This window comes from Nocardioides sp., assembly GCF_964228225.1.
GTDB lineage: Bacteria > Actinomycetota > Actinomycetes > Propionibacteriales > Nocardioidaceae > Nocardioides.
The window spans coordinates 1-22,178 of record NZ_CAXQZB010000042.1 but is presented as its reverse complement, the minus strand read 5'-3'; the positions used below and the strand labels follow the sequence as shown (position 1 = coordinate 22,178).

Genomic DNA, 22,178 nt, shown 5'->3' with positions numbered 1-22,178 from the left:
GGGCCCGGGAGTTGTTCGGAGTCCTCCCCGGGGCGGATGGGGACGGATCGGCCGGGTTTTCGGATCGACCGGTGGTCGGGGCAGGCCGTGCCGGTGTCCCGAGATGAGCAATCACTACTCTCCTCCCCCGGTCCGGCGCTCCCTAGCGTCGTCGTCGTCCTGCCCGACACGCTCGCACCGAGGTTCCCGATGACGCCCCGCCCCCGCCGCCTGCACGGCGCGTTCGCCCTGCTCCTCCTGATCCCGGCCGCGCCCGCCGCAGCCGGCCCCAGCCCCGGTACCGCCCCCGGCACCGCCCGGGCGAGCGCCCCGCGCGTCGTCGCGGCCGCGATGGTCGACACCGACGGCGACGACCGCGCAGACCGGGTCGTGCTCACCTACTCGCGGCGGATCAGCCACGCCCGCGACACCCGGCGCTTCCCGTTCACGGTGGCCGGGTACCGCATCGTGGGGATCGACCGCGCGACCCGCTCGACCTCGCTGGTGATCCGCATCGCCGAGGGGGCGGCCGCCGACATCGCCGCCCGGCCCCGCGTGACCTACCGCCCCACCCGGCAGCAGCCGGTGCTGGCGGGCCGGACCCAGGCGGCGCGGCAGACCTTCACCGCGACCCGCCCGCTCGACCTGGACCTCGACGGCGCCGCGCGGCTGGACTGCGCCCCCACCGATCCGGCCGTGCACCCCGGGGCGCTCGACCACCCCGACCTCGCCGGACGCGACACCGACTGCGACGGCCGCGACGGCACCGAGTCCGCCTCGATCCACGTCTCGCCCACCGGTGACGACGCCGGCGACGGCTCGCGGACCGCGCCCGTGGCGACCCTGACCCGCGCGCTGGCCCTGGTGACGGCGCAGCGCACCGACGTCCTGCTGGCGCTCGGTGACTTCGCGAGCCCGGCGATCGACCTGCCCGGCGGCGTCGGGCTCTACGGCAGCTTCGACCCGACGACCTGGACGCGCGACCCCGACACCGGCGGGGGCGGGAGCGTGGTGACCCTCGCTGGCCGGGTGCGCCTCCAGGGGGGCAACGCCGTGTCGACGCTGTGGTTCACCAGCACCGCACCGGGCGCGACCGTCGCCGTCACGGGACCGGCGGTGACGCTGGAGCGCGTCACCGCGCTGCACACGAGCACCTCCGGCGGTAACGCGATCGCGCTGCTGGTGACTCCGACCGGCGCCGCGACGGTGACGGACTCGATCCTCAAGGCCGACGACGCGGGCAATGGCACGCCCGGGACGCCCGGCACCACCGGCGCGGCCGGCGGGACCGGCGCCCAGGGGCAGCCGGGCGCGTGCGACAACGCCAGCTACCGGCCCGTCGGCGGCGCCGGCGGCACGGCGCCCACCGGTGGCTTCTCCGGCGGGGCCGGCGGCGACGGCGGCTGGGCCGGCAGCCAGCCCGACCCCTTCTTCGCCGACGACGGCGCGCACGGCGGCGGCTACCAGGACCAGCCGCCCTACGCGGGGCGCGGTGGCACCGGGGGGAACTGGGGGTCCGACGCCCCGCCGGCCGACGGCGTGGACGGCAACCCCGGCCGCACCGGCACGGCCGGCGCCGTCGGTCCCACCCTGCTGGGGACCTTCGGCCCCGCGGGCTACGCCCCGCGCGCCTCGGGCACCGGTGGCACCGGCGCGCCCGGCACGGGCGGTGGCGGCGGTGGCGGCGGCGGTGGCGGCACCGGGGTGTACGTCGTCGTCGGCGGCGGCATCGCCGGCGGCGGCGGCGGGGCGGGCGGTGCCGGCGGCACCGGCGGGACCGGTGGCACGGGCGGCTACGCCTCGGTCGCGGCCTACGTCTACCAGGGCTCGCTCACCCTGGACGGGGTGCAACTCATCAGCGGCGAGGGCGGTGACGGGGGCGCCGGCGGGACCGGCGGTGCCGGCGGCGCCGGGGGCCAGGGCGCCGCGGGTCGGACGGCGTGCCCGGCCGAGGTCGGCGACGGCGGCGACGGCGGCGACGGCGGCACGGGGGGCGTCGGCGGTGCCGGCGGGCACGGCCAGGGCGGTCACTCGCTCGGGATCGTCGACGTCGGGGCCACGATCAGCGCACCCGACGTCACCTTCTCCCTCGGCTCCGCCGGCTTCGGGAGCGGCGGGCTCGTGAGCGAGTACTACGTGCCCTGATCGAGGCCGACGCGCGCGAGCTCGGCCCGGCCGGTGACGCCGAGCTTGCCGTAGATCCGCTGCAGGTGGTTGTCGACGGTGCGCACCGAGAGGTGCAGCAGCGCGGCGATCTCCTTGCTCGCCGCGCCGGCGGCGGCCATGGAGGCGATCTCCCGCTCCCGCGGCGTCAGCGGCTCGCTCGCCCGGGCGAACCGCAGCACCGGCGTGCTCAGTCCGCCGGCGCGGGCCGCCTCCTCGGCGCGGGCCTGCGCCGCGCTGGCGGCACGGCCCTCACCGGCCGCCCGCAGCAGCCGGGAGGCACCGGCGAGCGCGGCCGCCTCGAGCCGGGTCTGGCCCTCGTCGCGCCAGCGCGCGGCCACCTCGAGCAGTGCCGCGGGATCGCCCCCGGCGCCGGCCCGCACGTGCTCGGCCAGCCTCAGCAGCAGCGGGCTGTCGACGCCCTCGACCAGCCGGTCGGCGATGGCGACGGGCGGCAGCGGGAGGTCGAGCTCGATCAGCGACTGCAGCAGCATCGCCGCGGAGTACCGGTCGCCCGCCCCGACACAGGCGGCGATGTCGTCGAGCAGCCGCACGCCGACACTGTGGCCCCGGCCCTCGCTCACCTCGATCCAGGCGTCGATCATCGTGAGGTCGCCCTCCCGGCTCAGCGCCGACTCGCGGGCCCGGGCGAGGTCGCCCGCGAGGAGGTGGACCTGGGTCAGCTCGCCGCGGATGACGTCGGCGAGGTACGGCATGCCGACCACCTCGCAGCCGCTGATCCCCTCCAGCAACCACTCCTCGGCGGCGGCGAGGTCGCCTGCAGCCAGGGCGATGTGGCCCATCAGGTACTCGATCCAGCGACCGAAGGCCCCTCGTGGGTCCGCAAGGCCGTGGCGAGGGCGTCGGCGGCGAGATCGCGGGCCACCGCCAGCCGGCCGGCGAGGAAGTGGGCGCAGGCGCGGGCGTACACGATCTCCAGCGGGCTGAGCCCCGGGACCCGCGCGGAGCGGGCGTAGGACTCGGCGAGTGCCGAGCAGGCCAGCGCGTCGGCGTAGCGGCCCTCGAGGGCGAGGGAGACCACCTTCCCCTGGGCCTGCACGGCGGCGTCGCGCTCGGGGTCGCCGGTGAGCACGGCGTCGCGGATCACGTCCTCGGACTCCTCGACCCGGCCGATGCTGGCCAGCATGGCGGCGCGCTCGTAGGCCAGGACGGGGGTCTCCAGGTCGTCCTCGGCGTAGGCCGCCAGTCCGGCCTCGGGTCCGGAGAGGCCGCGGTGGGCCACCACGCGCGACCGCTTGAGGTCGGCCGCCCACGCGGCCGGCACGCCGGCCGGGTCCAGCGTGTCGAGCAGGTCGAGGGCCTGCTGCACCCGGCCCAGACGCACGAGGGTGTCGGCCCGGGGGGCGACGAGCTCCGCGGCGCCCGGGTCGTCGCGCAGACCGGCGGCGCTGAGTCGCAGGATCGCGTCGTGGTCCTCACGCTCGCGGGCGATCGCGAGGCCGCGACGCAGCAGGTCGGGGTCGGGGTGCGCGCGCTCACCGGTGGTGCTGATGCGCCACAGCGCCGCGCGCAGCACGTCCTGCGGCGCCAGCTCCTCCGCCTCCAGCAGGTCGGCCTGCGCGGACCGCAGCCGCTCGACGTGCAGCGCGGGCAGGTCCGCCAGGAGGGCGTCGGCCCAGGCGCGCAGGCGCGGCCGCACCCGACCGTCGCGGACCTCGACCCAGCCCTCCTCCTCCAGGACCGTCAGCCGGTCGCGGACCTCCGGCCATCCCGGCAGGTGGCGCAGGCTCAGGTCCTCACACACCACGACGCGGTCGAGCAGGTCGCACGTCACCGGGTCGAGCGCCCGGCGTCGGCGGAGCACGAGGTCGCGCGTCGACGCCGTGGGCTCCAGCGGACCCGCGAGCTGCCAGACCCCGCTGTACGACGCGAGGGCGCCGCTGTGCAGGGCCGCGGTGACCGTCTCGCGCAGCGTCAGCGGCGTGCCGCCCGTGTGCGCGTGGAGTGCGCGTGCGGCCCGGTCCGACACTCGGCCGCCGAGGTGGCCGCGCACGACGTGCGCCACCTCGGCCGGGGGCAGCGGCGCCAGGACCACGCGCCGGTCACGACCGGCGTCGAGGGCCTGCTCGAGGACCTCCGGCGTCCGATGGTGGTCCGCCAGCGCCCCGACGACCCGGATCCGGCCCAGGGCGGTCAGCCGCATCAGCAGCCGCAGGGAGTCGGGGTCGAGCAGCGCCAGGTCGTCGACCACGACGACCACCTCGCCCTCGTCGGGCAGGTCGGCGAGACGACGCGTCGCCCGGGCCACGAGGGCCGCGTCGGCGCCCGCCCCGGGATCCTCGGCGCCGCCGGCGAGGTCGCCGAGCAGCGGCTCGACCCCGCTGTACGGCAGGTCGACCAGCACGGCGCTGCCGGCCAGCCCCAGAACCCGGTACCGGGCGGCGTCGGTCGCGGTGCGCGGCGCCCCGCGGTCGCGCAGGAACCGCGCCCGACCGATCCCCACCGGGCCGTGGACGGTGACCACCCGGCTCCCGGACGCGAGGGCCGCGACGACGGCGGCCCGCTCGGGGGCGCGTCCGACGATCGGCCAGGGGCGGCTCGGGTCGATCGTGCTCGGCACCGGGGGACCTCCTCGGAGGGCAGTGCGGACCGGACGGACGACGTCCGGGTCGGTGCGCGGTGAGGGGATCGAACCCCCGACCAGCCGGGTGTAAGCCGACCGCTCTACCGCTGAGCTAACCGCGCGGACCTGCGCAGCCTAGCGACACCGGGATCGGTGCGGAAAAAGAGTCGAGCCGCTGGCGTCTCGGGTCACCAGCGGCTCAACAACCCTCACGTTAGCCACCCCCGGCCCCTGCGGACAAGGTGTCCGGACCGCATTAGTCCCAAATGACCAGGATCGAATCGCGATCCCTAGTCATTCCGGACCAGAGGGTGCCTCAGTCGAGTCCGTCGGGCCCGTCGGCGGCCTCGCGCAACCGCGCGAGGTGCTCGTCGAGATCACGACTCTCGGCCAGGGCGTTGTGCACGGCCCACCGCACCAGGCCCTGCTTGTCGATGACGTAGGAGGAGCGTCGGGGGGCGCCGCGGCGGTCGTCGAAGACGTCGTAGGCGCGCGACACCTCCCCGTGCGGCCAGAAGTCGCTGAGCAGCGGGAAGTTGAGGCCGTCGGCGTCGGCGAAGGCCCGCAGCGCGTAGACCGGGTCGCAGGAGATGCCGAGGACCTCGGTGTCGAAGGTCAGGAAGGCGTCCAGTCGCGCCCGGATGCCCGCCATCTCCCCCGTGCAGACGCCGGAGAAGGCGAAGGGGTAGAACAGCAGGGCGACCGCCTTGCGCCCCCGGTACTCCGCGAGGGACACCTCGGTCCCGAACTGGTCGCGCAGCGTGAAGTCGGGCGCAGGACCGCCGAGCGCGAGTCCGCTCATGCCTCGGGCCGGTCGCGCTGGACCAGCTCGCGCTTGAGCACCTTGCCCGTGGCGTTGCGGGGCAGCTCGGGCAGGAAGTGGATCTCCCGGGGCACCTTGTAGCGGGCCAGGTTGGCCTTCACCCAGTCCTTGAGCTCGTCCTCGGTGCACTCGGCACCGGCGGACAGCACGACGAAGGCGCGCAGGCGCGTGCCGAAGTCGTCGTCGTCGACCCCGATGGCGGCGACCTCCAGCACGGCGTCGTGGCGGGCCAGGCAGTCCTCGACCTCCTTGGGGAAGACGTTCTCGCCGCCGGAGACGATCATCTCGTCGTCACGTCCCTCGACGTACAGGCGGCCGTCGGGGCCGAAGCGCCCCACGTCGCCCGAGGACATCAGGCCGTCGATGACCTCCTTGTGACCGCCGCCGGTGTAGCCCTCGAAGAGCAGCCCGTTGCCGACGAAGATCCGGCCCGGCGTGCCCTGCGGCACCTCGCGGCCCCGGTCGTCGAGGATCCGCACGACGGTGGCGTACGGCGGGTGGCCGGCCGTCGCCGGATTGGCCCGCAGGTCCTCGGGCGTCGCGATGGCGGCGTAGGCGACCTCGGTGGAGCCGTAGGTGGAGTAGAGGTTGTCGCCGAACTGGTCCATCCAGCGGGTGGCGAGGTCGCCGGGGATCGCCGACCCGGACGAGGCCACCACCTGCAGCGAGGTGAGGTCGTAGCGGTCGCGCACCTGCGGGGGCAGCGCCATGATCCGCTGCAGCATCACGGGGATCACCACCGCGGACTCGCAGCGGTGGTGCTGCACGACCTCGAGGAACTGCTCGGGGTCGAAGCGACGCCGCAGCACCACCGTGGACCCCAGCAGCATCGCGAGGGCGAGGTGGGCGAAGCCCCAGGTGTGGAACAGCGGCGCGGCGATGTGGGTGTGCCAGCCGTAGCGCAGCGGCATCCGCGAGAGCAGGGAGACCGCGGCGTCGACGCCGGCCTCGCGGCGCGGGGCGCCCTTCGGGGTGCCGGTGGTGCCGGAGGTGAGGATGACGGTGCGGCCGTGCCGCGTCGGCGGCTCGAGGTCGGCGGTGTCGTGGGTCGCGATGAGCGACTCCAGGCGCGGCACGTCGCCACCCGCGGTCTCGTCGTCGGTCCAGCCGAGGATCTTCACCCCGACCTCGGCGTCCCCGACCAGGCCGGCGAACTCCTCGTCGTAGATCAGGGCGGTGGGCTTGTCACGCCCGACGACCTCGACCAGCTGCGGGCCGGAGAACGCGGTGTTGAGGTAGAGCGCGTCGGCGCCGAGCTTGCTGGTCGCGATCGTGGCGTCGACGAAGCCGCGGTGGTTGCGGCACATGATCGCCACCGCGTCGCCCTCGCCCACCCCGGCGGCGCGCAGCGCACGGGCGAGCGCATTGGAGCGACGGTGCAGGTCGGCGAAGGTCAGCGCCCCCCGCTCGTCGATGAGACCGACGGCGGTGGGGGCGCGCAGGGCGAGCGCGGCGAAGCCGCCCGCGGGCCCGGTGCCCCACTGCTTGAGCGTGCGGCCCATCCGGGCGAGGGTGAGCGGGGTGTAGGGGCGGATGAGGCCCGCGCCGCCGAGCACCTTCACCGTGGTGCTCGTCGAGGACAGGCCGGCCGTGAGTCGCTGCAGCACGGCAGGGACTCTAGCCCGCCGGGACGACCCGGGGCACGATCCGGGAGCCCGATCCGGACGTGGCCTTCGACTCAGCGCGAGGTCAGGGGCCCTTGGGGGTGACCAGGCGCGTGGCGGCCCAGTCCTTGCTGACGCTGGCGGTGATCGTCTGCGCGAGGCCGGCGATGGGCGCCGCCTCGGCGATGTCGGAGGCGTCGACGACGCCGGGCCGGCCGATCTTGGGGGTGAGCAGCCAGATCGGGCCACCGGCCACGAGGTCGGTCAGGGAGTCCACGAGGCCGTCCACGAGGTCGCCGTCGCCCTCGCGCCACCACAGCAGCACCGCGTCGACCACGTTGCCGTAGTCGCCGTCGACCATGTCGGCGTCGATGCAGTCCTCGATCGCGATCCGCAGCTCGTCGTCGGTGTCGTTGTCCCAGCCGAGCTCCTGGACCACCATGCCGGGCCGCAGACCGAGTCGCTCGGCCGGCCCCTGGGCTCCGGTGGTGGACGGGCCTGCCGGGCTGGTGGGGGTGGTCCCGCCACCCGCGGTCGCGCTCACGTGTCGTCTCCTCGTTACTGCTGGTCGGGCCGATCTCAGGGTCCGCCACCCCGTCGTGCGGGGCGCGGTGCGTGGCGACAGTCCACCGGAGAGCGAGGAGGTTCCGCAACTACCCGCGCCCGCCCGTGCCGGCAGGCCCGCGGATACTACCGTCCAGTAGCGCCTTTGGATCGTTCCAACCCGACCCCGGAGGTGACACGATGGAGAGGTGAGCGCAGAGAACACCACCCCGGTCACCGCCGACCCGGCCACCACCCCCGGCCGCGCCGGCACGTCGACGCCGTCCACGCCCTCGGTCATCCACGAGGGTCTCCCGACGCAGCTGCCCGACATCGATCCCGAGGAGACCCAGGACTGGATCGCCTCCTTCGACGCCCTGCTGGAGGAGCGGGGCCGCGAGCGCGCGCGCTACGTGATGCTGCGGCTGCTCGAGCGCGCCCGTGAGACGCAGGTCGGCGTGCCGGCGCTGCGCAGCACCGACTACATCAACACCATCCCGCCCGAGCGCGAGCCGTGGTTCCCCGGCGACGAGGACGTCGAGCGCCGCGTGCGCGCGTTCATCCGCTGGAACGCCGCGGTGATGGTGTCCAGCGCCAACCGCAAGGGCCTGGAGGTCGGCGGTCACATCGCCACCTACCAGTCCTCGGCCAGCCTCTACGAGGTCGGGTTCAACCACTTCTTCCGCGGCAAGGACCACCCCGGCGGCGGCGACCAGATCTTCATCCAGGGCCACGCCTCCCCCGGCATCTACGCCCGCGCCTACCTCGAGGGTCGCCTGAGCGAGGAGCAGCTCTTCCGCTTCCGCCAGGAGGTCCAGCACGGTCCGGGCGCCGGCCTCCCGTCGTACCCGCACCCGCGCCTCATGCCGGACTTCTGGGAGTTCCCCACGGTGTCGATGGGCCTGACGGGCATCAACTCGATCTACCAGGCCCGCTTCAACCGCTACCTCCACAACCGCGGGATCAAGGACACCTCCCAGCAGCACGTCTGGGCGTTCCTCGGCGACGGCGAGATGGCCGAGCCCGAGTCGCTGGGCGCCATCCGCGTGGCCGCGCGCGAGGAGCTCGACAACCTCACCTGGGTCATCAACTGCAACCTGCAGCAGCTCGACGGACCGGTCACCGGCAACGGCAAGATCATCCAGGAGCTGGAGTCGTACTTCCGCGGCGCCGGCTGGAACGTCATCAAGGTCGTCTGGGGCCGCGAGTGGGACGCCCTGCTCGCGCGCGACGTCGACGGCGTCCTGGTCAACAAGATGAACTCCACCCCCGACGGCGCCTTCCAGACCTTCTCGGTCGAGAGCGGCGCCTACAACCGGGAGTTCTTCTTCGGCCCCGACCCGCGCCTGCGCCGCATGGTCGAGCACATGAGCGACCGGCAGATCGAGAAGCTGCCGCGCGGCGGGCACGACTACCGCAAGGTCTACGCGGCCTTCCACTCCGCAACGCGCCACGTCGGCCAGCCCACGGTGATCCTCGCCCACACGGTGAAGGGGTGGACGATCGACGCCCTCGAGGGCAAGAACGCCACCCACCAGATGAAGAAGCTCACCAAGGACGACCTCAAGAAGTTCCGCGACCGGCTCTACCTGCCGATCAGCGACCGCGACCTCGAGACCGCCTACGAGTCCACCGGCACCGCGCCGTTCTTCCACCCCGGCGCCGACTCCCCCGAGATCGAGTACATGCTCGAGCGTCGTCGTCAGCTCGGCGGCTCCGTGCCGCGCCGCGTCGACCGCTCGGCGCCGCTGACGCTGCCGGGGGACAAGGCCTACGCCGAGCTGCGCAAGGGCGCCGGCACCCACCAGGTCGCCACCACGATGGCCACGGTGCGCCTCCTGCGCGACTGGATGAAGGACCCCTCGATCGGTCCGCGCATCGTTCCGATCGCACCCGACGAGTACCGCACCTTCGGCATGGACTCGATGTTCCCCTCGGCCAAGGTCTACGACCCCGCCGGCCAGAACTTCGAGTCCGTCGACCGCAACATGCTGCTGTCGTACAAGATGTCGCCGCAGGGTCAGATGCTCCACGAGGGCATCTCCGAGGCCGGCGCCATGGCGTCGGCGATCGCCGCGGGATCGGCGCACACCACGCACGGTGAGGCGATGATCCCGTTCTACATCTTCTACTCGATGTTCGGCTTCCAGCGCACGGGCGACTCCATCTGGGCGATGGCCGACCAGATGGCGCGCGGCTTCCTCATCGGCGCCACCGCGGGTCGCACCACGCTCACCGGCGAGGGCCTCCAGCACGCCGACGGCCCCTCGCCGCTGCTCGCAGCCACCAACCCGGCCGTCGTCCACTACGACCCGGCGTTCAGCTACGAGGTCGCGCACATCATGCGCTCCGGCCTCGAGCGCATGTACGGCCGCAGCGAGAAGCACCCCACCGGCGAGGACGTCATCTTCTACCTCACCGTCTACAACGAGCCCGTCGCGCAGCCGGCCGAGCCCGAGGGTCTCGACGTCGCCGGGCTGCTCAAGGGCATCTACCGCGTCACCGACGCCTCCGGCGAGGGGCCGCAGGTCCGACTGCTCGCCAGCGGCGTCGGCTTCCCGTGGATCACCGAGGCCAAGCGCCTGCTGGCCGAGGAGTGGGGCGTGCAGGCCGAGACCTGGTCGGTCACCTCGTGGAACGAGCTCGCCCGCGACGGTGTGGCCACCGACAAGTGGAACCTGCTGCACCCCGGCGAGGCGCACCGCAGCGCCTACGTCACCGAGGCGCTCGGCGAGGGCAGCGCCCCGGTTGTCGCGGTCTCGGACTACATGACGGCCGTGCCGCTGCAGATCTCCCCCTGGGTGCCGGCCGACTACCGCGTGCTCGGCGCCGACGGCTTCGGTTTCGCCGACACCCGCCCGGCGGCCCGACGCTTCTTCCAGATCGACGCCCAGTCGGTCGTCGTCCAGGCGCTGGCCGCGCTGGCCGACGCGGGCGAGATCGACCCCGCCCGCGTCAAGGAGGCGCTCGATCGCTACCGCATCGAGGACCCCACCGCGGTGGCGGGCGTGAAGCAGGAGGGCGGCGACGCCTGAGGGTGTCGCGCCGAACGCACGAGGGCGGTCCCGCAGGTTCGCGGGACCGCCCTCGTGCGTCGCGGGAGGGTGGCGGAGGGCTCAGGCCGGCGCGGCCTGCGGCGCAGGGCCGTCGGGCACCGTCGAGAGCGGCACGGCCGGCGGCACGCCCCCGGCCTTGAGCAGGCGACGGAAGCGCGCCCGGTTGTAGACGGCCGGCTCGGTGCTGCTGACGAACTCGTCGAGCAGGCGCACGAACTCCTCGGGGTGGTTCTTGTGCGGGAAGTGGCCGGCGTCCTCGAGCACCGCGACGCGGACGTCGTGGGCGAGCACCCGCGCGTTCTCGGCGTGCGAGGCGGGGATCACCTGGTCGTCGGCGCCCCACACCACCGCCATCGGCATCGCCGCGGAGAGGTAGGCGCGGTCGGCCATCGTGACGATCTGCCCGCGCCAGTCGATGACAGCGCGCACCAGGTGGCGGATGGCGAAGCGGGTGCGCCGGTCGGCCCAGGAGTCGACGATGGCTGCGATCTCCGCGAGGTCGCGGGTGTGGGCGCGCACCGCTGCGCTGGGCGCACCCGCGCCGAGCTCGGCGGCCGTGCGCAGCGCCCAGGTCTCGACCTGGCGCACACCGGGCAGCGTGAGCAGGCCCATCAACTGGAACCACCCGGGGGCCTGGATGAGCCGGATGAACGGCGTGACCTCCGGGCCGAGACCGCCGGTGGAGACGAGCATCACCCGCTGGGTGCGCTCGGGGAACTGGTAGGCGAACTGCATCGCCACGCCGCCGCCGAAGCTGTGACCGACCACGGTGGCCTTGTCGATGCCGAGCACCGTGAGCAGGTCGCGCACGCCGTTGGCGTAGCCGCCCACGGTGTAGTCGGCGCGCGGCTTGTCCGAGAGGCCGTGGCCGAGCAGGTCGGGCGCGATCACGGTGTAGCGCTCGGCGAGCAGGTCGATCACGGGGTCCCACGTGGTGTGGTCGCAGGCGAGACCGTGCAGGAGCACCAGCGCCGGCCCGCTGCCCTTCATCACGAAGGCGCGGCGCTTGCCGTGCAGGGTGATGTACTGCACGTCGTCGGACGTCTCGTCGCGAGTGGTCGTGTCCCGACCGCTGACCTCGTCCATCGCACACCTCCGGCTTCTCGCACGCCCGTGGACGGGCCTCGTCACGAGCGGTGAACGATTCAAACACGCCCGTGTTACAGGCGATCGCCGCTTCGGGCCCGGATATACGGGCCTAGGCTGGATCCATGTCCTCCCCGTCGCGCCGTGCCGCCGCCACCGAGCGACTGCGGGCCGCCACGGGGGCGCTGAGCACGTCCGCGACCGCGAGGATGGAGGCCGAGCGGCCCTGGTTCCGCGAGCTCAGCGCCGAGGAGCGTTCCTGGGTGGGTGTCATCGTCCAGGCGGGCGTGCGCGGTTTCGTGGACTGGTTCGCCGGTGGCGGTGGTCTCGATCCCGAGGACGACGACCTGGTCGTCGGCGTGTTCGGCACCGCACCGCGGGCGATGGCCGGCGTCATCGACCTGCACCAGACGGTCGACCTCATCAAGCTCACCATCGACGAGGTCGAGCGCAACATCGACACGATCCTCGGCCCCGACGCGGCCGGGGAGGTCCACGGCGCCGTGCTCCGCTACGGCCGCGAGCTCGCCTTCGCCACCGCCGAGGTGTACGCCCGCGCGGCCGAGCTGCGCGGACGGTGGGACGCCCGACTCGAGGCGCTCGTGGTCGACGCCGTGCTGCGCGAGGAGACCGACGAGTCGGTCCTCTCGCGCGCCAGCGCGGTGGGCTGGGCCTCGCGCGGCGAGGTCGCGGTCGTGGTGGGCACGGCCCCCGACGAGCGGGCGGGTGGACACACCGGCGTGTTCGACGCCGTGCGCAAGGCCGCCCAGGGGCGTGATCTCGATGCGCTCTGCGCGGTGCAGGGCGCCCTGCTCGTCGTGATCCTGGGCGGCGTGCTCGACCCCGAGAAGGACGCCGCGGCGGTGGCCCACCTGTTCGGCGAGGGGCCCGTCGTCGTCGGACCGGTCGCCGCCGACCTGAGTGCCGCCCATCGCTGCGCCCGGATCGCCCTGACCTCGCTGCGCGCAGCCGCCGGCTGGCCCGCGGCGCCCCGGCCCGTGCTGGCGGGCGACCTCCTGCCCGAGCGCATCGTCGGTGGCGACGACGCCGCCCGCGCGGAGGCCGTCGAGCAGATCCACGCCCCGCTGGCCTCCGCCCGCGGCGAGCTCGTCGAGACCCTCGTCGCCTACTACGCCCACGGCGCCGCGATTGAGGCCACGGCCCGGAGCCTGTTCGTCCACGCCAACACCGTGCGCTACCGCCTCGGCCAGATCGCCGAGATCACGGGTCTCACCCCGTCGCAGCCGCGCGACGCGCTGACGCTGCAGCTCGCGCTCATCCTGGGGCGCCAGCAGCACCCGTGAGGTCCTGGCACCCGCGTCGTCCACGCGGCGGTGCCGTCGCACGCCGTCCTCGGCGTCTTGTAGGACTCCCACAAGAGGCCCGCACCAGTTTCGTGGACGCCGCAGGCGCACCGCGGCGCCGGGGCACGGCAGGCTGAAGCCGTGCTCGTGATCGCCGCCCCCGGCCAGGGGGCCCAGACCCCCGGCTTCCTCCGTCCCTGGCTCGACGACGCCACCTTCGCCGCCCGCCTCGACTGGCTTTCCGCCGTGGCCGGGATCGACCTCGCGCACGCCGGCACCGAGGCCGACGAGTCGACCATCCGCGACACCAGGGTGGCCCAGCCGCTGCTGGTGGGCGCGGGGCTCGTGACCGCACTGGAGCTGTTCCCCCACCCCGGTGACGCCTTCGCCCGCATCGGCGCGGTCACCGGCCACAGCGTCGGCGAGATCGGTGCCGCCGCCGGCGCGCGCGTCATCACCGCCGAGCAGGCGATGGTGCTGGTGCGCGAGCGCGGCAACGCCATGGCCATCGCCTCCGCCGCCACTCCCACCGGCATGACCGCGGTGCTCGGCGGCGACCGTGCCGAGGTGCTCGAGGCGATCGCGCGGCACGGTCTCACCGCGGCCAACGACAACGGTCCCGGCCAGGTCGTCGCGGCCGGCACCCTCGAGCAGCTCGCCGCCTTCGCCGACGACGCACCCGCCCGCGCCAAGCTGCGCCCCCTGTCGGTGGCCGGCGCCTTCCACACCGCGCATATGGCGCCCGCGGTCGATCACGTCGCCGCCCTCGCCCGATCGGTGTCGGTGCACGACCCGCGCACCCCGATCATCTCCAACGCCGACGGCCGCATCCTGCACGACGGCCGCGAGGTGCTCGCCCGCATCGTCGGCCAGATCGCCCGCCCCGTGCGCTGGGACCTCTGCCTGGAGACGATGCTCGACCTCGGCGTCACCGGCCTGCTCGAGATGCCTCCGTCAGGCACGCTCACCGGCATCGCCAAGCGCTTCTTCCGCGACCGCGGCGTGAGCGTCGAGACCTTCAGCCTCGCCACCCCCGACCAGCTGGACGACGCCCGCGCCTTCTGCGAGCGGCACGGAGAGGCCTCGCAGATCGAGACCTCACCCACCTGGCGCATGGTGGTCTCGCCCGCGAAGGGTGTCTTCCACCGCGCCGAGGAGGCCCTCGAGCGAGACCTCCTCGCACCCGGCGTGACGATCGGCGACGTCACCAGCCTGCGCGATCGCATCCCCGTCGAGGCGGCCCACGGCGGCCATGTCGTCGAGTGGCTCGTCGAGGACGGCGACCCGGTCTCCCCCGGCCAGCCGCTTCTGCGCCTGCACCCCGAGGCCGTCCCCGCATGAGCGGCGCCCTCACCGCCGTCCCCGAGGCGGGCAGCCCGTTCGCCGCGATCCTCGGCGTCGGCGCCTACCGGCCCCGCCGCGTGGTGCCGAACGCCGAGGTGGTCGATGCGATCGAGTCGAGCGACGAGTGGATCCAGCAGCGCTCGGGCATCCGCACGCGACGCTTCGCCTCCGACGACGAGACCGTCGTCTCGATGAGCGTCGCCGCCGGCGCAGAGGCCTTGCGCCGTGCCGGCATCGAGGCGCAGCAGGTCGACTGCGTCGTCGTGGCGACCGTCAGCCACCTCCTGCAGACGCCGTCGGCCGCCACGGCGATCGCCCACGAGCTCGGCACCGACCAGGCCGCCGCCTTCGACGTCTCGGCCGCCTGCGCGGGGTTCTGCCACGGCGTGGCCCTGGCGAGCGACATGGTGCGGGGCGGCAGCGCCCGGCACGTGCTGGTGATCGGCGTCGAACGGCTCTCCGACATCACCGATCCCACCGACCGCGGCACCGCCTTCATCTTCGCCGACGGCGCCGGCGCCGTCGTCGTCGGGCCGTCGACCACGCCCGGCGTCGGACCGGTCGTGTGGGGTTCCGACGGCGAGCACTACGACCACATCCGCAGCCGCCTCGACTGGCGCGACGTGCTCGCCTCGGCCGAGCCGTCCATGCCCTACCTGGCGATGAAGGGCAACGAGGTGTTCCGCTGGGCGTCGTTCTCGATGGCCAAGGTCGCCCAGCAGGCCCTCGACCGCGCCGGCATCGGCGTCGACGATCTCGACTGCTTCGTGCCGCACCAGGCCAACAACCGCATCACCGACGCGATGGCACGAGCCCTGCGCCTCCCCGCGTCGGTGCGCATCGCCCGCGACGTCGTGGACGCCGGCAACACCTCCGCGGCGTCCGTGCCGCTCGCCCTGCACCGCATGATCGCCGACGGCGAGGCCCGCTCGGGCGACCTCGCCCTCCTCATCGCCTTCGGCGCCGGCCTGTCCTACGCGGCCCAGGTCGTCGTCGTCCCCTGACCGCGGCGCATCCCGCGCCGCTCATCCACCCATCCCCCACCCATCCCCACCCGCATCACACAAGGAGTCCGCCATGAGCACCGAAGAGATCCGCACCGCCCTCGCCGAGATCGTCAACGAGGTCGCCGGCATCCCGGCCGACACCGTGCAGCTCGAGAAGTCCTTCAGCGACGACCTGGACGTCGACTCGCTGTCGATGGTCGAGGTCGTGGTCGAGGCCGAGGAGCGCTTCGGCGTCACCATCCCCGACGGCGAGGTCAAGAACCTGCGCACCGTCGGCGACGCCGTCGCCTACATCGAGCGCAACCGCGCCGCCTGAGGCCTCCCCCGCGCCGGGCGCCTCGCGCCCGGCGCCGTCGGGGCCGAGCGGTCCCGTCCTCCCCAGCAGCATCCGCCTAGCACCGACGAAGGAGATCCCCACCATGTCGCGCATCCGCGTCGTCGTCACCGGAGTGGGCACCACCAACCCGCTCGGGGGTGACGTGCCCAGCACCTGGGAGGCCCTCCTCGCGGGCCGATCGGGGGTGCGCCCCCTCGGCGACCTCGCCGAGGGCCTGCCCGTCACGATCGGCGCGCCCGCGGCCGTCGACCCCACCGACGTCCTCGACCGCGTGGTCGCCCGCCGGCTCGACCGCTCCTCGCAGCTCGCGCTCGTCGCGGCGCTCGAGGCCTGGGCCGACGCCGGGGCCGACGGCGTCGAGCCGGAGCGTCTCGGGGTGGCCTTCGCCTCCGGCATCGGCGGCGTGCAGACCCTGCTCAGCAACCACGAGACGCTGCTCAGCAAGGGGCCGCGGCGCGTGTCGCCGATCTCGGTCCCGATGCTGATGGCCAACGCTCCGGCGGCCACCATCAGCCTGCGGCTGGGTGCTCGCGGTCCCGTCAACACGCCGGTCTCGGCCTGCGCGTCGGGCAACGAGGCCATCGCGCTCGCGACCGACCAGATCCGGCTCGGTCGCGTCGACGTCGCGGTGGCCGGCGGCACCGAGGCGGCCATCCACCCTCTTCCGATCGCGGCGTTCGCCAACATGATGGCGCTGTCGAAGAACGAGCGCGATCCCGCCGAGGTCTCCCGCCCCTTCGACACCCAGCGCGACGGCTTCGTGCTCGGCGAGGGAGCGGGGGCGCTCGTGCTGGAGTCCCTCGACCACGCCCTCGCCCGCGGTGCGCGGATCTACGCCGAGGTGCTCGGCACCGGCATCACCGCCGACGCCCACGACATCGCCCAACCCGATCCGGCCGGCCGCGGCGGCGCGCGCGCCATCCGGCTCGCGGTGCAGGACGCCGGCGTGGCCCCCGCCGACGTGGCCCACGTCAACGCGCACGCCACCTCCACGCCGCAGGGCGACGTGGCCGAGTCCCTGATGCTCCACGCGGTGCTCGGCGCCCACGCCGGCGACCTCGTCGTGTCGGCCACCAAGTCGATGACCGGACACCTGCTCGGCGGAGCCGGGGCCCTCGAGGGCGTGGCCACGGTGCTGGCCGTCCACCACCGCACCGCTCCCCCCACGATCAACCTCGACGAGCAGGACCCGGCCGTCGAGCTCGACGTCGCCGCCAAGGCCCGCGACCTGCCGCTCGGTCAGATCGCGGCCATCAACAACTCCTTCGGCTTCGGCGGTGCGAACGTCGCCACCGTGTTCGGGTCGGTGGACTGAGATGACCGCCACCGAGAACCGGCCGATCGTCGCCGACCGCGCCGACGACCCGCGCCACCCCGTGAACCGCCTCACCGCCCTGCTCGACCCCGGTTCGCTGCGACTGCTGCCGTCGGGCACGGAGGCCGGCGGCATGATGGCCGCCACCGGCACCGTGCAGGGCGCTCGCGTCGTGGCGTTCTGCTCCGATGCCGGCGTCATGGGCGGCGCCATGGGCATCGAGGGCTGCGACGTCGTCGTCGAGGCCTACCACCGTGCCCTCACCGACCGCATCCCGATCATCGGGCTGTGGCACTCCGGTGGAGCGCGCCTGGCCGAGGGCGTGGCCTCCCTGCACGCCGTCGGCCGCATCTTCGAGGTGATGACCCGCGCCTCCGGCGTGATCCCCCAGATCTCGGTCGTGCTGGGCCCGGCCGCCGGCGGCGCCGCCTACGGGCCGGCCCTCACCGACGTCGTGATCCTCGGCCCCGAGGGCCGCATCTTCGTCACCGGACCCGAGGTCGTGCGCTCGGTCACCGGCGAGGCCGTCGACATGCTCCGCCTCGGCGGCCCGGAGCCGCACGGGCGCCGCTCGGGCGTCGTCCACGTGGTGACCGACAGCGAGCGGGAGGCCCTCGACCGGGCCCGCGCGCTCGCCGCGCTCCTGGGCGACCAGGGCCGTCTGGACCTCGACGAGGTGGCCGACCGCGACCTCGCCGCCGAGCTCCCCGCCTCGCGCAAACGCGCCTACGACGTCCACCCGCTCGTCCACGCCCTCCTGGACGACGACAGCGCCGTCGAGCTGCACGCCGGCTGGGCCCCCAACATCGTCACCGGGCTCGGCCGCCTCGGCGGCCGCACCGTGGGCGTGGTGGCGAACAACCCGCTGCGCCTGGGCGGGTGCCTGGACTCACCGTCGGCGGAGAAGGCCGCCCGCTTCGTGCGCATGTGCGACGCCTTCGGCGTGCCGCTCGTCGTCGTCGTCGACGTGCCCGGCTACCTGCCCGGCGTCGGTCAGGAGTGGGACGGCGTCGTGCGCCGCGGCGCGAAGCTGCTCCACGCCTTCGCCGAGGCCGAGGTGCCGCGGGTCACCCTCGTCACGCGCAAGGCCTACGGCGGCGCCTACATCGCCATGAACTCCCGCTCGCTCGGCGCCACGCGCGTCCTGGCGTGGCCGGGTGCGGAGATCGCGGTGATGGGGCCGCTCGCCGCCGTGCGGATCCTGCACCGGCGTCGCCTCGCCGAGGTCGCCCCCGACCTGCGCGAGCAGGTCGAGGCCGAGCTCGCCGTCGAGCACGAGCGCATCGCGGGCGGCGTCGAGCGCGCGGTCGAGATCGGCGTGGTCGACGAGATCGTCGCTCCGCAGCTCACCCGCACCGCACTCGCCCGCGCCCTCGTGGACGACGCGCACCACCGCGGCGTGCGCCGCGGCGCGCACGGCAACATTCCGCTCTGAGCAACGGGCGCGTCCCAGCCGAGGCACCCGGAACGCAGAACGCCCCCCGGTCCGCGAGGACAGGGGGGCGTTCTGCGTCAGCGTGTACCGCTCAGACGACCTGGTGCAGCCAGCGCACCGGTGCTCCCTCGCCGGCGTGGCGGAAGGTCTCGAGCTCGTCGTCCCAGGGCTTGCCGAGCAGCTTGTCGATCTCGTTCTGCAGCGTCACCTCGCCGAGCGCCGAGCGCACGACCGCGGCCTTGAGCCGGTCCTCGGGGATCATGATGTCGCCGTGCACGCCGGTGACGGCGTGGAAGATCCCGAGCTCGGGGGTGCACGAGAAGCGCGCGCCCTCACTGCCGGCTGTCGGCTCCTCGGTCACCTCGAAGCGAAGGTGGTTCCAGCCCTTGAGCGCGGACGCGATCTCGGCGGCGGCACCGACGCGCCCGGTCCAGGAGAACTCGCAGCGGTAGGTGCCCTGCTGGGCGGGCTGCGGGGTCCAGTGCGGGTTCACGGCAACGCCGAGAACGCCCCCCACCGCCCACTCGATGTGCGGGCACAGCGCGGACGGCGCAGAGTGGACGTAGAACACGCCCCGGGTGGCACTCGTGCTTGCAGACACCACGATCTCCTCGACTGGCTTGCTACCTCCGACGCGAGCTGCGCCTTCCCCAGCGGGCTACGGTGCGGAGGTCGTCGTGGACCCGTGGTCAGCGGGCCAGAGTGACGACTGTGCGGTTGTGCTGCCATTGTGGCGCATGTGGCCCCCGGTTTCCAGCGGGCGACGCGCGTGTCGTCACCGCTCTGCCGGTGGCGCGTCACCCCCGGCCGAGGACGACGGCGTCGATCACCTCGCGCGCGATGCCGAGGCCGCCGAGGTGGCTCTCGCCGGCGATCACCCGCAGGCTCGCGTGGGGCAGGCGAGCGACGCAGTGCTCGCCGTGGCGCAGCGGCACGATGTGGTCGTCGTCGCCGTGCCACCAGTGCACCGGCACGGCCACGTCGGCCAGCGAGAACCCCCAGTCCCTCGTGAAGAGGATGAGGTCCGCCAGGGGCGCAGAGGTCTGGAAACGGCTGGCGTTCAGCAGGTCGTCGAGGAACATCGCCTTGAACTCCGGGCGCCCGAGGAGCCGCTGGTCGCCCGGCGGCTGGACGGCCGCGTAGAGATCGAGCGCCGGACCGGCCAGAGGCTTGACCAGTCGGATGCCGGTGGTCAGCGCCGCCCCGAGCGGGACTCGCGAGGCGGCGAGCACGGGCGCGGCGAGCACCGCGAGCTGGATCGGTCCGCCGGCCACCGCGTCCTGCCCGCGGGTGGGGGCGACTCCCCCGAGCACACCCACCGAGCGCACCCGCTCCGGTAGTGCCGCACCGGCCGCGAGCACGTACGGCCCACCGCCGGAGAGCCCGATCAGACTCGTCGTCTCGATCGCCAGCGCGTCGAGCAGGAGGGAGAGGTCCGCGACCCACTCGACGATGTCGCGATACAGGTGCGGGGTGGAGGATCCGATGCCCGGACGATCGACCCCGATGATGCGCACCCCGGCGGCAGCGGCGTACCGGCGAGCATCCAGCGGGATCTGGCGCCGCCCCCCCGGAGTACCGTGCATCCACACGACCGGCCTGCCCGAGGCGGGGCCGTACTCGGCGAAGCTGAGTCGACGACCATCACGCACAGCGACACTGCCCTCGAGCGTGGGCCGCTCGATCTCGGAGCGCCCCCAAGAACGTGTTCTCGAAATCATGTCGAGGAGTGTCGCAGGTGCGGACCCCGGACGCCGGGTGTCCTAGGGTTTGTCCATGGTCACGCGCAGCGGTCGACGCCCCCGGAGCGCGTCGTCGAACAACGCGCGCGGTCTCGAGGTGCGCTTCGACCAGCCGCGACTGCCGGCCGTCCGCTGGCGCCCCACCACGTGGCAGCAGCGCGGCATCGTCGCGGTCGTGCTGGCGGGCCTCCTCGCCCTGCTGACGCTCTACATCAAGACACCCACGCCGCTGCCGACCAGCGCCCGCACCGTCACCGCGCAGGGAGCCGCGGGGCAGGACCTCTACATCGGCATGTTCGCAGCAGGCCGCGACTTCGACCGCACGATCCGCATCCGCGGGGTCAAGGTCGACGCCAAGGCGAGCGGCCGTCTCGACATCGTGCCGCTGCTGTGCCGCCGCGGCACGGTCGGCGTCACGACCAAGCCCGACGAGTTCTGCGCCGACCTCGTCGACCCCGAGGGTGAGCGGATGGTGTCCGGCGACTCGGTCGTACTGCGCGTGCGCGCCACCGAGGGCGTGATCGCCATCGTGTCGCGCCTGCAGATCAGCTTCCGTGAGGACCTGCGCGGCGGTACGTCCTCAGCGGGCTACCAGCGCGCCATCGTCACGATCAGCGGCGACGGCGGCGCCACCGCCCCTCAGGGCTGATCGCCGCGGTCGATCCGCTTCTCGAGCGCCTCGGCACGATCGGCGGCGTCGGTGAACTCCTCGCCGTCGATCGCGTTGGTCTTGTGGAACCACGCCAGGGCGTCGGTCAGCCGGCCCGCCTGCTCGAGCGTGTCGGCGTAGGCGTAGCGCAAACGGACCACCCAGGGGTCCCGACCCTTGTGGTTGAGCGGAGCGACCTCGAGGGTGCGCAGTGCCGCGTCCAGCTGCCCCATGTCGCGCCGCGCACCGGCTTCGACGATGGTCATCTCGGCCTTCGCCTCCACTGGGAAGCGGGCGACCGACGGGCTCTTGGCCAGCTCGAGCGCACGCGTGGGGTTGCCCAGCGCGCGATGGCAGTCGGCCATGATCGGCAGGTAGGCGGTGGCACCGTTGATCCGCTTCGCCGCCCGCAGCTCCGAGAGCGCCTCGGCGTAGTGCCCGGCCGCATAGGCCGTCTCGCCCACGGCCTCGCGGACGACGGCCAGGCGCGGCGCACGCGCCTTGGCCGCCAGCGTGTGCTGGTAGGCCACCTCGGGCTCGTCGTCGACGAGCGCGCCGGCTGCCGCCAGGTGCCGCGCCACGCGCGTGGCCAGCTTCTCCGGGAGACCCTTCAGCTGCGCCCAGACGTCGTTGCTGAGCTCACGCCCCGTGATCTCCTCCGGCAGCGGCGGACCGTCGTAGACCGCCTGCGCCACCGTGCGCTCGCCCTCGGTGCGAGGACGACGCTCGCCCCCCGCGGGCTTGGAGCGGTTCGAGCGACTGTCGCCCGCCTTGGCCGGCCCGCGACGCTCGCCACTTCCGCGACGCTCATCGCGCTGGTCGCCTCCACGACGCTCGTCGCGCTTGCCGGCGGCGCCACCTGCGCTTCCACCGCGACCCGAGCGAGCGCCACCCGCGGAACGGGTGCCGCCGGAGGACTTGCTGGAGCGCTCGCCGCTCCGGGAACGGCCGTCGTCGCTGCGTCGGCCTCGCTGATCTGCCACGTCGATCTCCAGATCGTGTCGTCGGGTCGCTATTGAAGAAGGTGGAAAACACAGTAGAGGCCACCCTGAGGTGACCTCTACTGGAATGTTTGTCCGGCGGCGTCCTACTCTCCCACAGCCTCTCGGTTGCAGTACCATCGGCGCTGGCAGGCTTAACTTCCGGGTTCGGGATGGGACCGGGTGTTTCCCTGCCGCTATGGCCGCCGTAACTCTAGACCCCGTAC

Annotated in this window: 18 protein-coding genes, 1 tRNA gene and 1 rRNA gene; 9 read left to right on the top strand and 11 right to left on the bottom strand. The window is 73.8% G+C overall.

Annotated elements, in window-relative coordinates; all coding sequences use genetic code 11:
* The first annotated feature begins 189 nt into the window (after nt 1–189).
* A complete protein-coding gene (locus tag ACERUJ_RS09215; RefSeq protein WP_370248222.1) occupies nt 190–2,124 on the top strand; it encodes a hypothetical protein in 1,935 nt (644 codons plus the stop codon).
* Here the strand turns inward: ACERUJ_RS09215 and ACERUJ_RS09210 are convergent.
* From ACERUJ_RS09210 to ACERUJ_RS09185, 6 genes are all read right to left on the bottom strand, one after another.
* Nucleotides 2,112–2,945: a LuxR C-terminal-related transcriptional regulator gene (locus tag ACERUJ_RS09210; protein ID WP_370248221.1), complete on the bottom strand. Its 834-nt coding sequence runs from the start codon at nt 2,943–2,945 to the stop codon at nt 2,112–2,114. The two genes, ACERUJ_RS09215 and ACERUJ_RS09210, sit on opposite strands and share 13 nt — an antisense overlap.
* On the bottom strand, nt 2,945–4,723 hold the full coding sequence (locus tag ACERUJ_RS09205; RefSeq protein WP_370248220.1) for a hypothetical protein: 1,779 nt from the start codon (nt 4,721–4,723) through the stop codon (nt 2,945–2,947). Before ACERUJ_RS09205 ends, ACERUJ_RS09210 begins: the two co-directional genes overlap by 1 nt.
* Nucleotides 4,724–4,776: 53 nt before the next feature.
* Nucleotides 4,777–4,848: transfer RNA gene (locus ACERUJ_RS09200), tRNA-Val, on the bottom strand.
* 194 nt (nt 4,849–5,042) lie between these two features.
* Nucleotides 5,043–5,528 (bottom strand): peroxiredoxin, encoded by a 486-nt coding sequence (locus ACERUJ_RS09195; protein WP_370248219.1) that lies wholly within the window; start codon nt 5,526–5,528, stop codon nt 5,043–5,045.
* Nucleotides 5,525–7,156, bottom strand: a complete 1,632-nt coding sequence (locus ACERUJ_RS09190) for an AMP-binding protein (protein WP_370248218.1) — start codon at nt 7,154–7,156, stop codon at nt 5,525–5,527. Before ACERUJ_RS09190 ends, ACERUJ_RS09195 begins: the two co-directional genes overlap by 4 nt.
* An 82-nt stretch (nt 7,157–7,238) precedes the next feature.
* Nucleotides 7,239–7,697, bottom strand: a complete 459-nt coding sequence (locus ACERUJ_RS09185; protein ID WP_370248217.1) for a DUF3052 domain-containing protein — start codon at nt 7,695–7,697, stop codon at nt 7,239–7,241.
* A gap of 208 nt (nt 7,698–7,905) precedes the next feature.
* On the opposite strand from ACERUJ_RS09185, the gene aceE reads away from it, so the two are divergent.
* Nucleotides 7,906–10,731: a pyruvate dehydrogenase (acetyl-transferring), homodimeric type gene (gene aceE, locus ACERUJ_RS09180; RefSeq protein WP_370248216.1), complete on the top strand. Its 2,826-nt coding sequence runs from the start codon at nt 7,906–7,908 to the stop codon at nt 10,729–10,731.
* 81 nt (nt 10,732–10,812) lie between these two features.
* Here aceE and ACERUJ_RS09175 read toward each other — a convergent pair whose 3' ends face one another.
* Entirely contained in the window at nt 10,813–11,838 is a 1,026-nt protein-coding gene (locus ACERUJ_RS09175; RefSeq protein WP_370248215.1) for an alpha/beta fold hydrolase, read from the bottom strand.
* A gap of 125 nt (nt 11,839–11,963) precedes the next feature.
* Between ACERUJ_RS09175 and ACERUJ_RS09170 the strand changes: the two genes are divergently transcribed.
* The 6 genes from ACERUJ_RS09170 (at nt 11,964) to ACERUJ_RS09145 (ending at nt 18,580) form a co-directional block, all read left to right on the top strand.
* On the top strand, nt 11,964–13,142 hold the full coding sequence (locus tag ACERUJ_RS09170; protein ID WP_370248214.1) for a PucR family transcriptional regulator: 1,179 nt from the start codon (nt 11,964–11,966) through the stop codon (nt 13,140–13,142).
* A gap of 141 nt (nt 13,143–13,283) precedes the next feature.
* On the top strand, nt 13,284–14,483 hold the full coding sequence (locus ACERUJ_RS09165) for an acyltransferase domain-containing protein (protein ID WP_370248213.1): 1,200 nt from the start codon (nt 13,284–13,286) through the stop codon (nt 14,481–14,483).
* Entirely contained in the window at nt 14,480–15,490 is a 1,011-nt protein-coding gene (locus tag ACERUJ_RS09160; protein WP_370248212.1) for a beta-ketoacyl-ACP synthase III, read from the top strand. Before ACERUJ_RS09165 ends, ACERUJ_RS09160 begins: the two co-directional genes overlap by 4 nt.
* Nucleotides 15,491–15,563: 73 nt before the next feature.
* Nucleotides 15,564–15,809 (top strand): acyl carrier protein, encoded by a 246-nt coding sequence (locus ACERUJ_RS09155; RefSeq protein ID WP_370248211.1) that lies wholly within the window; start codon nt 15,564–15,566, stop codon nt 15,807–15,809.
* Between the two features lie 103 nt (nt 15,810–15,912).
* Nucleotides 15,913–17,145, top strand: coding sequence for a beta-ketoacyl synthase (locus tag ACERUJ_RS09150; RefSeq protein ID WP_370248210.1), 1,233 nt, complete (start codon nt 15,913–15,915; stop codon nt 17,143–17,145).
* 1 nt (nt 17,146) lies between these two features.
* Nucleotides 17,147–18,580 carry an acyl-CoA carboxylase subunit beta gene (locus tag ACERUJ_RS09145; protein ID WP_370248209.1) on the top strand — a complete coding sequence of 478 codons (1,434 nt, stop codon included), beginning with the start codon at nt 17,147–17,149 and terminating at the stop codon, nt 18,578–18,580.
* A 91-nt stretch (nt 18,581–18,671) separates the two neighbouring features.
* Here the strand turns inward: ACERUJ_RS09145 and ACERUJ_RS09140 are convergent, their stop codons facing one another.
* The gene (locus ACERUJ_RS09140; protein WP_370248208.1) at nt 18,672–19,181 is read right to left on the bottom strand and encodes a DUF3145 domain-containing protein; all 510 of its coding nucleotides are present in this window, start codon (nt 19,179–19,181) and stop codon (nt 18,672–18,674) included.
* A 196-nt stretch (nt 19,182–19,377) separates the two neighbouring features.
* Entirely contained in the window at nt 19,378–20,166 is a 789-nt protein-coding gene (locus tag ACERUJ_RS09135; protein ID WP_370248207.1) for an alpha/beta fold hydrolase, read from the bottom strand.
* 190 nt (nt 20,167–20,356) lie between these two features.
* Here ACERUJ_RS09135 and ACERUJ_RS09130 point away from each other — a divergent pair, with 190 nt between their 5' ends.
* Nucleotides 20,357–20,971, top strand: a complete 615-nt coding sequence (locus tag ACERUJ_RS09130; RefSeq protein WP_370248206.1) for a hypothetical protein — start codon at nt 20,357–20,359, stop codon at nt 20,969–20,971.
* On the opposite strand, the gene ACERUJ_RS09125 is transcribed toward ACERUJ_RS09130, so the two are convergent.
* Both ACERUJ_RS09125 and rrf read right to left on the bottom strand, forming a co-directional pair.
* Nucleotides 20,962–21,666 (bottom strand): tetratricopeptide repeat protein, encoded by a 705-nt coding sequence (locus tag ACERUJ_RS09125; protein WP_370248205.1) that lies wholly within the window; start codon nt 21,664–21,666, stop codon nt 20,962–20,964. The two genes, ACERUJ_RS09130 and ACERUJ_RS09125, sit on opposite strands and share 10 nt — an antisense overlap.
* A 379-nt stretch (nt 21,667–22,045) precedes the next feature.
* A 5S ribosomal RNA gene (rrf, locus tag ACERUJ_RS09120) occupies nt 22,046–22,162 on the bottom strand.
* Nucleotides 22,163–22,178: the final 16 nt, after the last annotated feature.

Coding starts and splice junctions, on each gene's coding strand:
- ACERUJ_RS09215 (WP_370248222.1), top strand. CDS start 190: ATGACGCCCCGCCCCCGCCGCCTGCACGGCGCGTTCGCCCTGCTCCTC.
- ACERUJ_RS09210 (WP_370248221.1), bottom strand. CDS start 2,945: ATGGGCCACATCGCCCTGGCTGCAGGCGACCTCGCCGCCGCCGAGGAG.
- ACERUJ_RS09195 (WP_370248219.1), bottom strand. CDS start 5,528: ATGAGCGGACTCGCGCTCGGCGGTCCTGCGCCCGACTTCACGCTGCGC.
- ACERUJ_RS09175 (WP_370248215.1), bottom strand. CDS start 11,838: ATGGACGAGGTCAGCGGTCGGGACACGACCACTCGCGACGAGACGTCC.
- ACERUJ_RS09170 (WP_370248214.1), top strand. CDS start 11,964: ATGTCCTCCCCGTCGCGCCGTGCCGCCGCCACCGAGCGACTGCGGGCC.
- ACERUJ_RS09160 (WP_370248212.1), top strand. CDS start 14,480: ATGAGCGGCGCCCTCACCGCCGTCCCCGAGGCGGGCAGCCCGTTCGCC.
- ACERUJ_RS09155 (WP_370248211.1), top strand. CDS start 15,564: ATGAGCACCGAAGAGATCCGCACCGCCCTCGCCGAGATCGTCAACGAG.
- ACERUJ_RS09150 (WP_370248210.1), top strand. CDS start 15,913: ATGTCGCGCATCCGCGTCGTCGTCACCGGAGTGGGCACCACCAACCCG.
- ACERUJ_RS09145 (WP_370248209.1), top strand. CDS start 17,147: ATGACCGCCACCGAGAACCGGCCGATCGTCGCCGACCGCGCCGACGAC.
- ACERUJ_RS09135 (WP_370248207.1), bottom strand. CDS start 20,166: ATGCACGGTACTCCGGGGGGGCGGCGCCAGATCCCGCTGGATGCTCGC.
- ACERUJ_RS09130 (WP_370248206.1), top strand. CDS start 20,357: ATGGTCACGCGCAGCGGTCGACGCCCCCGGAGCGCGTCGTCGAACAAC.